The 12576-nt window shown below is 45.4% G+C and carries 4 protein-coding genes; 2 read left to right on the forward strand and 2 right to left on the reverse strand.

Annotation, left to right across the window (positions count from 1 at the left end):
* The first annotated feature begins 398 nt into the window (after positions 1-398).
* A complete protein-coding gene (locus ABUE36_RS01280; RefSeq protein WP_421017025.1) occupies positions 399-8111 on the forward strand; it encodes a KxYKxGKxW signal peptide domain-containing protein in 7713 nt (2570 codons plus the stop codon).
* 242 nt (positions 8112-8353) lie between these two features.
* Positions 8354-10297, forward strand: coding sequence for a hypothetical protein (locus ABUE36_RS01285; RefSeq protein ID WP_421017026.1), 1944 nt, complete (start codon positions 8354-8356; stop codon positions 10295-10297).
* Positions 10298-10571: 274 nt separating this feature from the next.
* On the opposite strand, the gene istB is transcribed toward ABUE36_RS01285, so the two are convergent.
* Together istB and istA are read right to left on the reverse strand one after the other, a co-directional pair.
* Positions 10572-11309, reverse strand: coding sequence for an IS21-like element helper ATPase IstB (gene istB, locus ABUE36_RS01290; protein ID WP_014386885.1), 738 nt, complete (start codon positions 11307-11309; stop codon positions 10572-10574).
* A 9-nt stretch (positions 11310-11318) separates the two neighbouring features.
* Positions 11319-12542: an IS21 family transposase gene (gene istA, locus ABUE36_RS01295; RefSeq protein WP_003555353.1), complete on the reverse strand. Its 1224-nt coding sequence runs from the start codon at positions 12540-12542 to the stop codon at positions 11319-11321.
* Positions 12543-12576 lie beyond the last annotated feature (34 nt).

Consider the following 12576-nt stretch of genomic DNA (forward strand, 5'->3'; position numbering starts at 1 on the left):
AGTCAGGGTACTAAACCGATTTTTAAATAAATTAGTTAAGCGGCTTAAATTCGTAATTACTTGGTGCACAACTGATTTAGATGGCACACAATTTTATAGGTATACCAATTGTATATACGTGTTTATTAATTTACTGTTTACGGCATAAACTATAAATGTACAAGTAGACCATTTGCGTGCTACACTCTGTTTGAAATCAATCAAGGGGATGAATTTTAATGCAAAAAAGGCAAATTATTTACACACAATAGTATACCGGGTCGACAAATAATGATATATAACATTAATAAACATATTTAATAATTTTTTATGCTATTTGCATCCAATACATGATTGATTTTATCCATATTTATTGTTAGTTACTTTATCAGTGTTTAATTTCAGGGGGGTTGTTGAAAATGTCACGTAAGAATGAAGAGATTGCAGACACAATAACAAGTACGAAAGAACACTATAAAATGTATAAAGCGGGAAAGCAGTGGTTGTTTGCCGGTATTACTGTTTTTACGTTCGGTGGACTTTTAGCTGGCGGTGAACAAGCCGCAAAAGCCGACGCGACCAGTAATAATGGCAGTAACACTACTGATCCCCAAACTGACGCAACTAAGCAAACAAATGCACCGTTGGAATTCTCAACGAGTGTTACGCAAACAACCGCGACGGCGAGTGCAGCGCCAACTTCTGTTGCACCTGCTTCTGCAGCCGTAAGTCAGTCTTCCGTAAAGACCAGCACGGCTTCGTCGCAATCGACAAATTCGCAAGCGTCAACTGCACCTAGCTCTGTAGCAAGTAAAACACAGACCGCACAAACCTCAACTGCACCTGCATCGGTAACAAGTCAGGCAAGTGAGGCACAGACATCGACAGCTAGTCAGGCAAAAGATGTTCAAACCTCAACTGCACCTGTATCCGCAACAAGTGCTGCAAAGGATGTTCAAACATCCACGGCGCCAGCGTCTGTGGCAGGTGCTACAAAGGATGTTCAAACATCGACCGCGCCAGCATCAACCACAAGTCAATCAAAGACTGATCAAGCAAGTCAATCCAAGGATGCAACGACGTCGACGGCTACGGCATCATCCACAAGCCAAACTAGCGATGACGCACAGACATCGACCGCACCAGCATCTGCGACAACAAATACATCAACAGTAGCATCACAAACATCAGCGGCTTCCACGGCGCCGACTAAACAGGTGACTGCTTTACCAGATAATGCGAATAGTCAACAGGTTTCCGATGCTAAGTCAGCAGCCTTAGCGGCATTTGCTGAAACCGGCACACCACAAGAAATTACGCGGACAGATGCGGCGGTTACTAGTGACGCCACTACTTCAGCGGCTGACACTACTTCAGCAGCAACGACCAGTGCTGCTGCTAACCAAGCGTGGACTGATTACAGCAAGGTATTAGCGGCGGCACAAGCTGAAAAATCCGCTAACTACACAAATGCTTCATATTCGTTATTACAAACTGCTTTAGCTAATGCAAACGGCATGACACAGTCGGCCGCAAAAACAGCACTAAAATCAGCACAGCAACAATTGCAGGCTGCCATTGATAGTTTGGTTCCTAACTTAGGGGCAGGCGGACAAGCACAACTTCAAAATACAATTAGTGCTGATCAAACGAAATATTCGAATGCAACGGCTTCTGAATATACGACAGCTGCATGGAAAACGTATACGGATGCATTATCAGCAGCTAACGCTGGTTTGTCTGATTCTGCAACTACAGCGAACACATTCTCTGTTTTGTACAAAAAATTAACTGATGCGACGGCTGGTCTTGAACTTAATAAGTCATCTGTATTGTTCACTCAGTTAGAAAGTGTAACGAGTAGTGCTGCGACTAAGTTGAATGATTCTGGGTCCTATACAGTTGCATCTATTCAGAATTTGCAAACAGCTCAATCTGCCGCTCAGAAGATTTCAGGTTCTTCCGCAGCGCAAGACATTCAAACGGCTACGCAGAATCTACAAACGGCATTAGATGCTTTGATCCCATCTGGATCATTGTCATCATTGCAAAATGTTCTTAATACAACTAGCGTCACATATAACGCTAACCAAACCGCCGATGCTACCAAGACTAATTATGCATACGCTGCATATACAAAGAGTAGTTGGGACACATTTGCCAGTGCTTATGTTTATGCTAAGGCAGTTATGAATAATGGAGCTGCCACTCCGGATCAAATTAGTACTTCCAGTTATAACCTTCAGCAGGCATATCAAAACCTATTAACGACAACTGCTACGAACCTTCTTTTGAGTGATGCAATTGCTGGTGGTGATCAATTACTGGAAGAAGGTTCAGGTAGTGCGTACGGTTCACAAAGTACTCAGACACTCAAAAACGCCATTTTAGCCGCTCAGACATTACTTTCGAGCGATGGCACGCCATTGGCAACTAGTACGCCTGATCAACTTAATCAGGCCACTAAAGTTATTCAATCCGCAATTGATGGATTAACAACGACGACCAATTCTGCGTGGAATAATTTGAATAAATATATTCAAACGGCCGATACACTTTCTGCTGGTGATTACACTGCTGATACATTTAGTACTTTAACGAGTGCAATTAGTAAGGCTAAGAGTGCACTTTATGATGATTCAACGGCAGCATCCTTACAGTCTGATGCAGATGCATTGAGAAGCGCATTATGGGCGGCAACGCCTGCTAACACAACAATCGCTAAAGCCAAGACAGCATTGTCAGATGCTGTTAAGAATGCTCAGAGTGCGGCCACATCATCAGCCAATTATTCAACAGACACATATCAAACTTTTGTCAATGCTCTTAAGGTGGCCCAAAGCTTATTGGACAATGCCAGCATGGACAACACGGCAATGACAAAAGCTACTTCTAACTTGACTTTTTATCAAGGGAATTTGGTCAATATTGGCAATAGTAATGGTGCCTCATTTACTGGATCCGTAAACAGTATGAATACCTTAGGGACAGGTGGTGTCCTTGCTGGTGGACCGGGTAGTTTTAATACAGTTTCTATTGTTAATACTAGTACCGTTACCTTTGGTGGTTCATCGACATTTTCTGGAATTAGTGTTGTACCGAGCTACACGTCAACTTGGACGCTACCGATTAGTTTGACACCATTCTTTAAAACGACTGATTGGCAAAAGTATGTCAACTTGGCTTATGTTCTATGGTCAGGTACAACTCAGTTAGGCACTGGCACGAGCGCACTCTCGGCTACACTTGATCCAGCTAAGAACGAAGCATTATCCACGGCTCTTGCAAGTGGTGATTTTATGTTGAGAGTTGCGTATAACAACGCTGGACAGCCGGTACTAACACTTGTTTCGAAGAGTCTAACCCTTTCTTCAAAATCATCAGTTCAATATTACTTTATGCTTGATTTAGGTAAATGGTCTAACGAGACAAATCAGTACTTACCACGGATTACTGGTAATCAGACATTAAATGATATTACTTATCAAACAGTTATAAACGGATTCTCCGGCACTTGGAATTTGGCGACTGGGACTAGCAAGGACCTTGAGAATACTTTTGCAGCTGATTCAGATAGCTCAATCACACCGAATACGCCACAGCCTAACTACTCAACATCAGCAGCCTCCGGTACGGCTACACTAATTAATCAAGCACAAAAATTAGTGCCGCAATTTACAGTCAATGATTTAACATCGGCCGTTGTTCAAGGAACTAACACCATTACCGGTAAAGTAACCCTTGATACCTCAACAGATATGCCGGGTGATATTTATCAAATCGTCTTCACTGACACGACCACTGGCGCCACTACTACAGCTAATATTAACAAGTCTGATGGAACCTTTGTTGCCAGTTTTGGGAACACTGTTGGAACTACGACGACTGGATTAAACATTAATACTGGTGACCAGATTACGGCCCAAATTCAACGTGTTAACACGATTAGTGGTTATGTTTCTCAGGGTACTCTAGGCTATGCAAGTGCCAGTGTACCAGCGGCACAAACGCCATACGTTTACGTTAATTCGAACGATATTAAAGTTGGTTCAAGTACTATCTCCGGGACAATTTCTAGTTTGATTTCCACAATTACGAAATCTTCTGAAGCTGCTGCTTCTACCACAATGAACAAACCATCATCCGACGATTTAAACGTTTACACCGTTAGTGTTACCGTTTATAACCCGGATGGTTCTGTTAACGCACAAACGACGACTCAGGTTGCTAAAGACGGTACTTGGACAACTCAAGTTGGGACGCCTTTAACAGCTGGGAAGTATGTTGAAGCAACAGCGCACGTTTCAGTTGGGATTATTTCAGGCAGCAATGCAGTTCAACCGACTGGGGTGCAGCTGACTAATTTGAATACGAACGTTTCCGACCCGATCTACGTTGAAGCCAATAAAGATGCTTTGAACGCAGCAATTACAACTGCTAATACTGTTTCACAAAACCAAGGTGCTTATCTGCACACCACTGATGCTCAGTGGTCAACACTTGCTGTGGCTTTGAGTGATGCGAAGACAGTAACTGCCGATAAGACAGCGACGCAGACAACGGTTAATGAGACGCTCAAAAAGTTGGATGCTGCGATGACGGCAATCACGTTATCTAAGTCAGGACTTGAATCTGCTATTACTGCGGCTCCACTAGCAAGTAATGCTTCAAAGTACACGCCAACTAGTTGGAGTAATTTGCAAACGGCCTTGGACCAAGCACATGCAGTGGATCAAGACTCGGCCGCAACAGCTGATCAGATTACCAGTGCAACAAACGCATTATTAGATGCAACGAGTGCACTACAGTTTGTCACCGCTGCAACAACGACCAACAATGCTGCTAGTGATGCGACCTCAATGGCTGCTAATGCGAACAGCGATGCAACGCTTGCCACTAGTGGTGCAACGGCTTCTAAGGATGCTGCCGGTGCAGCTAGTCTGGCAGCATCTGCGGCCAATGATTTGGCTTCAAAGGGCTCCGATGCCAGTGACAATTTGTTAACGGCTGCCGTTAAAGCAACGCAAGCCCAAGAATTAGCTGCTCAAGCAGCTGCCAATGCGACACGGGCAGCCAATGAAGCAAAAGCTGCTTCCTTATCTGCTAGTGCTGCTCAGTCCGCTGCGACGGCCGCTAACACAACAGAATCTAAGGCAATTGCACAAACTGCCACATCGGCAGCTCAGGAAGCAACACGGAATGCTGCTGACGCACAAGCCGCCGCTGCTGAAGCAGCTAATGCTGCGCAAGCAGTTCAAGCAAGTTACCTAGCAGCTAAAGCAAACGCAGCCACTGCTGCTGTTAGTGCCGCGGCTTCAACGGCTAGTGCACAGACATCATCCGCCACTTCCGCAATTGCAGCTGGTAACCAAAGTGCAGCCAGCGCTGCATTAAGCGCAGCTAGTGCAGCATTGTCTGACGCTAAGACAAAAGCATCTGCTGCGGACACGGCCACTAAGGCTGCTACCAGTGCTGCTAGTGACGTACAATCTGCCGCTAACGCAGCTGGTGCACCAGCCAACGCACAATCAAATGCGGCCGCTGCCAGTGATGCTGCTGCTAAAGCGGCAGCCAATCTAAAAGCTGCTAATGACAGTGTCACAGCAGCTTCAACCGGTTATGATACTGCAAACACAGCCTACACAACGACCACGCCAACTTCAGGCGGCGGCACTGAAACCGTTAATAAGGATCCTCAAGGTCACACGACATCAACTGTTGACACTGGTTCTGATGGTTCAACTGTAACAACTACGCCAAACAGTGATGGTACGAGCCAAGTTGTGACAAAAGACCCGGACGGGAAGGTAACTAATACTGAAACGATAGGTTCTAGTGATGCAAATAGTCAAACGACTCAAAATAGCGACGGTACTAGCACGACCGTTACGAAGGATCCGAAGACTGGTGCAGTAACTACGACCACTAAGGGTATCAACGGTAACATCACTGAGATCGCAACAAAGAATAGTGACGGTACCTCTACTGACCAAACCTTCAATCCTGACGGTAGCTACACGACTGTTGCTAAGGATGCCAAGGGCAGTGTTACCGGTGCAACGGTTGGCGACCGTGACGGTGCTAAAGTTACGCTTGTTAAGAATAGCGATGGCACGACAACCGCAACGGCTACTGATCCAACTGGAAAAGTCACTGGAACTGCCACAATTCCTGCAAATGGTGGAACAGCTACAGTTGGTGGAAAAACAGCCACAGTAGGTAGCGATGGTACGTTGACTGTTGGCGGACCAAAGGCCGATAGCATTAACACAAACGTTGATCCTACTGGCAAGGTTACGCGTTCACGAACCCTAATTGATGCTACGGGTGTCTCCGTTGATCCGAAGAATTACTACGATAACACCTCAGCAGCTGGCAGCGACAGCACCGGCTCGACTGGTACAACCGGATCTGAGGGCAGCGCCGGCTCGACAGGTACGACCGGATCCGAAGGTAGCACCGGTTCGACAGGTACGACCGGATCCGAAGGTAGCACCGGCTCGACAGGTACGACCGGATCTGAAGGCAGCACCGGTTCGACAGGTACGACCGGATCTGAAGGCAGCACCGGCTCGACAGGTACGACCGGATCCGAAGGTAGCACCGGCTCGACAGGTACGACCGGATCTGAAGGTAGCACCGGCTCGACAGGTACGACCGGATCTGAAGGTAGCACCGGCTCGACAGGTACGACCGGATCTGAAGGCAGCACCGGTTCGACAGGTACGACCGGATCCGAAGGTAGCACTGGTTCGACAGGTACCACTACTGAACCAACAGTTACCCACAACTCGGATGGCACCACGACAACAACGACTGGTGATCCAAAGACTGGCACCACGGCAACAACAACCAATGGCTCAGGTAAGGTTGTTGATGTGGTTACGAAGAAACCAGATGGCAGTTCAACTGAAGTTAAGACGACACCTGCTGGTTCAGTAACGATCAACCGTGATCCAGAAAACAAAATCACGAGTTCAACAATCAGCAATCCAAGCGGTACGAACGTTACGTTTGCTAAGAACTCTGATGGCACCACGACCGCAACGGCCACTGATGCTTCAGGTAAGGTAGTCGGTACGCAGGTATTTCCAACCACAGGCGGTACTGCAACGTTGAATGGCCAAGTCGTAACCGTTGATCCGGATGGTAGTGTCACAGTCGCTGGACCAAACAAAGGTGACGTGGCAACCACGGTTGATCCTGCCGGCAAGGTGAAGTTGTACAAGTCCTTGATTGATGCCCAAGCGGTATCCGTTGATCCTAAAGACTACTACGACAACACGACTTCCGCAGGTTCTGGTTCGACAGGCACAACTAATGGTTCCGATGGCTCAAACGGCACCAATGGTTCAGCTGGCACGAATGGTACTAATGGTTCGAATGGAACCAACGGTACGAACGGTACTAACGGGTCAGCCGGTGCTAACGGTACGAACGGCACCGATGGATCGAATGGCACAAATGGTTCAAACGGTACCGATGGGTCGAATGGCACAAATGGTTCAAACGGTACCGATGGGTCGAATGGAACCCCTGGCGCCAACGGTACTAATGGCACTAATGGTTCAGCGGGTACAAATGGCACGAATGGATTGGCTGGTGCTAACGGACTAGCTGGCACTAACGGGTCAAACGGCACTAGTGGTTCAAATGGCACAAACGGAATCGCTGGCACCAATGGTACTAATGGTACAAACGGTACTAATGGCTCAACAGGGACTACTGGCGTGTCAGGTACAAATGGTGTTCAAACTGGTAGTGCCAGCGCTGGTCAACAACCTAGCGAAACAGCCGCACCAGCAACCGAAAAGGCGAGTGTAGCGACAACTAAGTCAGCGATTGCCCAACCATTGGCGAACGCAACTGTTAAGTCAGAACCTGAAACCAAGGCCACGACGCTTGTAGCACCAACTGCTAAGCAGTCAGCACAACCATCTGCTAAAGCAAATGGAAATGTTGTTGAGAACAAGGCAACTGCTGCCGCCAACACATTACCAGATACCAACGAATCATCTGCTGGTGTCATGGGATTGCTTGGTGTGGCAACATTAGCCGCAGGATCAGCAATGTTGCTTGGCAAACGTCGTAAGCACGAAGTTGATGGCTCCACAAATGAAGAAACAAAGTAGTACGTAAGCAGGTCTGAATTTTTAAAATGACGGAAAGCAATTTGGCTTCCCGCCATCTATTGAGGAGATTTTCACGTAAAGTCTCTTGAATAGATGGCGGTGAGTCAAGGTGTTCAAACGTCAATGCAAAGGCATCATAAACAACATCGTCAACGTCTATACGGCGTTTGATATCAGAATTGGATGATTTACGGAACGTTTGAATCGTACTTTTCATCAAGCGAGTTGGGGGAAGATAGCTTATGAAATTATTTGGACATGGTAAAAAGGTGACCGACTCAGCACCGACGACCGCGGCATCGGAAGCACCGAAAGAACAAACGCAGGCCACTCAGACGGTCATTCATTCCACAGCGACTGTCGAACCGTCAAATGTGAAAGAGACTGAACAGGCGTCGGTATCAGTTCCTGTTGCTAAGGAGGATGCATACCAGAAGTTAACGGCTAAACGTGAGCAACTGGAGAAACACGTCAATCAGCTTAATCAACAGTATGGAGATGCGCGCAACGAACTACGCTCTCAGCTGCTAACCGAAAAAGACTATCTTCGGACTCAGTCACGAGCCGTTAATCGCGATTACGACAAACTCGCTCAGCAACGAAACGCAGACTTCGAAGTTTTTTCTCAGTTACAGGATCAACGCAATAAGGTTGCGGCCAAGCAAAAACAATTGGCGGCATCGTTGAATGAAACCAAACAAAAGTTTGCAGAACAATCAGCCATTCTAGCGAAAATGAAGGCACAATCCGCACAAATCGCCAAACAGCGGGCACAGTTAGATAAGCAGGAGCACAAACTGCTTGGTGATCTTAGTCAACAGGGAAATTTGAATTCCCTAATGGAAGAAATTGATGCCAAACGTAAGCAGATTTCGGATATCAATGTACGTGATCATGAGCTTGAACAAGCCGAAAACGGTGTTAATCAGGAGATTGTTAAGCAAGGAAAAACTGTTACTGCCTTGAACAAAAGAGTTTCCGCTCAAGAGCAAGCCAATAACCAAGATGACGCAACTGCCGACATTCAAAAACAGTTAGCTGAAATTGATAAAAAGGTGAGTCTACAACAGGAGAAGTTAACTGCCGATGATGGGAAGTTAAGAGCTGTTAAGCAGGATAAAGCAAACTTAGCCGAGCAGTTCCAACAGTTAACTGATTTGATGAAATTTTATTTCAGTTCGACAAAACTCATCGACAACTTTCAGTTTGACCCATCACATCACTACGTTTTCTATTCCAATACGTTAATTCCACTCAGTCAGCTGAGTGATCAGAATGGTTTGGAAATTATTGACCATCTGTTTGATAAAACAGACGCCCATTTTGATTTACTGACAACCGATTTCAATCGGGAGTTGAGCGAAATTTGGGCTGATTATCTAGGCTCGGGCATTTTACATCATGCAGGGCACGTTATTAATCCATACTTAGACTTTCAACGTAATGCTGATACGCAACAACACGCAGATGTTGCCTTACCATTGGATCAAAGCCAAGATTGGCAAGTGAATGCTGGCACTGAGGAACAGCCCGAAATGATTCGTTCCGCCAGTGGCAAACAAAGTGTCACATTGCAATACCGTGCTGACCGTTCCTTGGAAAGTGTGAAGTATTTCCAAAACGACAAGCTGTTTAAGATGGCAATTTACGATCAGCAAAATGTCTTGTTGGCGACTCAGTATGTTGATCCGCGGGACGCCAAACACGCTGCCTCGGAAATTTACTATCGTCCTGATCACAGTGTTGCGTTGGAAAAAGTGTTCTTTGAAGACCATGTTGTTGTTCAAACAACCGATGCTGGCAAAACAGTAGAACGAACGTTTGAAACTGAAAATGATTATTACGAATGGTGGATGAAGTCCCACGCTCTGACGCGGCCGAATGATTCACTTATTATCGACACGGACACTCCTTACTTTGAGCAACTGCTGAACGATGATGATCGTCGGTTCGAATTGATTCCACTCATTACGGACGTTGACAACAAAGCGTTGATTGAACAAATCGTTGCAGAAAATTCACCAGTTAACAATATTATTGTCAGCGATGAAGCGGTACATCAAGTTATCCTGAAGCAGTTGAAGCGTGATATGCACATTATGGTTTTGGATCCAGCCGGCGTGACGAACGACAAGGCAAAAGCCGCGACCATCAAGACTAGGATTTACATTCCCAAAGTGAGTTAGTTCTTAATTGAATTTATAAAACTGGGCGGCTTCACCCGTTCAACTGATGCCGCCTTAAATATCCCCAAATAAATTCGCGTTTAATGGGTCCCCCCACCCAGTAAACGCGAATTTACATTTATTATTGAAATCTGGTTTGAAAGATGATTTAGGTAGTAACATTGGCGCCCTTCTGCTTAGAATTGAGACAGATAACTCTGAGTTTTTGAGAGGATTGTCAAGGGCAGTTTAAAAATGTAGGTTTTCGGCAGAAAGAAATGTAGGTTTTCGGCAGTTACTTGAGGCCACGTAATCGGTAAGATTTACCAGTGATCTTCACTACGTGAACATGATGAACCAAGCGATCGAGAATGGCTGCTGTCACAGTTGGGTTCTGGAAAATATCAACCCAAGCGGATAGATCACTATTGCTGGTAATGATCGTTGAATGCTTTTCATAGCGGGCATTGACTAGCTGAAATAAGAGGTTAGCTTCTTGGTGACCAATTGGCAAATACCCAATTTCATCAATAATTAATAGGTCATAGCGCGAATAGCGGCTTAGAGATCGATCAAGCAGTCCTTTTTCGTAAGCTGCTCTCAATCTAATCAACAGCTCATGACAATTAATAAAGAGAACCCGACAGCCCTGTTTACAGGCCTCAATCCCAATACTAATTGCCAAGTGGGTTTTACCGACTCCCGGATTGCCAATAAAGATTAAGTTTTCAGACTTTTCCATAAAAGCCAGATTCTGGAATTCCAGAACCTCTTGGCGATTCATACTGGGTTGAAAGCTAAAATCAAATGTATCTAGGGATTTTGTATTGGGGAACCGAGCACGGCCAATGGCCCGTGCAATCTGACCTTCGTGTCGATTCTGGAGTTCCGAATTAGTTAAATCAATTAGCGCCTCAGTTAATGACAGATTATCAGTGTGAATTTGATCAAGGTAATTCGGCAAGTATTCACGGATTTTGTTTAACCCTAAGCGCTCAAGATTATTTAAAAGAATTTGATTATTAGTGGTCATGGTAGCCTCCTATAAGTTGTCGTAATCAGTCATATGTTCACGAATGTAAGCTGAAATGTCTTCATCTGTCCGCCCTTTAAGCAAATCAGATTTGAGGATATTGAACTGATCTTGGGGGTCATAATTCAGCGAATTGGTAGTTATGGAGTGCGTACGAATTTCTTCTCCGTTATAATAAATGTGAATGCGCTGCTCATCATTGGAGATTTCAACAGCAACCGTACAACCAATGTATCGCGGATCTACTGAGTACTTACATTTGCGGAAATTGATCATGGCCTCCTTCGAAACGACACGGGTAATGTTTTCTTCGAAGTATGGTTCAAGGAGATTAACTGGAACGCGATGAAGGTACTCTTTTTCTTCGTCTAACCATTTCAGGTACGGGACTTCGTCCGTGGCCTGCGAAGTTTCATGATTTAGATCATCTCGGAGCATATGAACTAGTTCGATTAGCTCAGTTCCATCAGCAAATTCAGTATTGTATGGCCGTAAACGTTCAACCGTGCGAGCAAGGGCTTCAACTGCACCTTTAGTTTGTGGTCTGAATGGTCGACAAGCAATTGGTGTGAAACCGGCATCTTTACAGAATTCGTGGAACCGTTCGTTAAAGACAGCGTGGCCAAACTGGGATTTTGTATGATCCACAACGGTTTTCATATTATCAAACCAGATTTCCGTCGGAATACCTCCGGTATGAAGGAAAGCGTCGTGTAAGCAAGAAAAGAGGGTATCTTGGCTCCGATCAAAGGTTAGTGTCATATATTTGAGTTTTGAATAAGGCAATACATACAAGAAAATATTGAATTTAAACAGCTCACCCTCGCTGCTCACTAGGGCCATTTCTTCTTTCCAGTCAACTTGAGCAGAGAGACCAGGGGAATGTTCAATCCGAATGGTAGCTTTCTTAACTCGTTCTCGGCGGGTTTGGCGACAATAATCTTTCACGAGGGTATAGCTGCCGGTAAAGCCCTTCTTCTGGATAAATTTAAAAATTGAAGCAGCCGAACAATTTAGTTCAAGCTTTGAATCGATGGTTTGCTTGAATGGATCCAGTAAACTTGGCCGTTTCGGTCGACCACTTGGTCGGCCCTTAAGTCCAGCTTTGACTTCCTCATAGGCTTTCTTAACGGTTCGATAATCAACATTATATTGCCGGGCAATCTCGGCGAAGTTAGGCTTAATATTTTCAGTCACGTAAATCGTCACTCCTTCTCTTAAATCACGTCTCACATCAAATTCCTCCTACACTCTGATGTGATTCATG

This window comes from Furfurilactobacillus cerevisiae, assembly GCF_048961765.1.
In the GTDB taxonomy this organism is placed as follows: Bacteria; Bacillota; Bacilli; order Lactobacillales; family Lactobacillaceae; genus Furfurilactobacillus; species Furfurilactobacillus milii_A.

Excerpts from the sequence above, each read along its gene's own strand:
- istB (WP_014386885.1), bottom strand. The coding sequence starts at position 11,309 with ATGACCACTAATAATCAAATTCTTTTAAATAATCTTGAGCGCTTAGGG.
- ABUE36_RS01285 (WP_421017026.1), top strand. The coding sequence starts at position 8,354 with ATGAAATTATTTGGACATGGTAAAAAGGTGACCGACTCAGCACCGACG.
- ABUE36_RS01280 (WP_421017025.1), top strand. The coding sequence starts at position 399 with ATGTCACGTAAGAATGAAGAGATTGCAGACACAATAACAAGTACGAAA.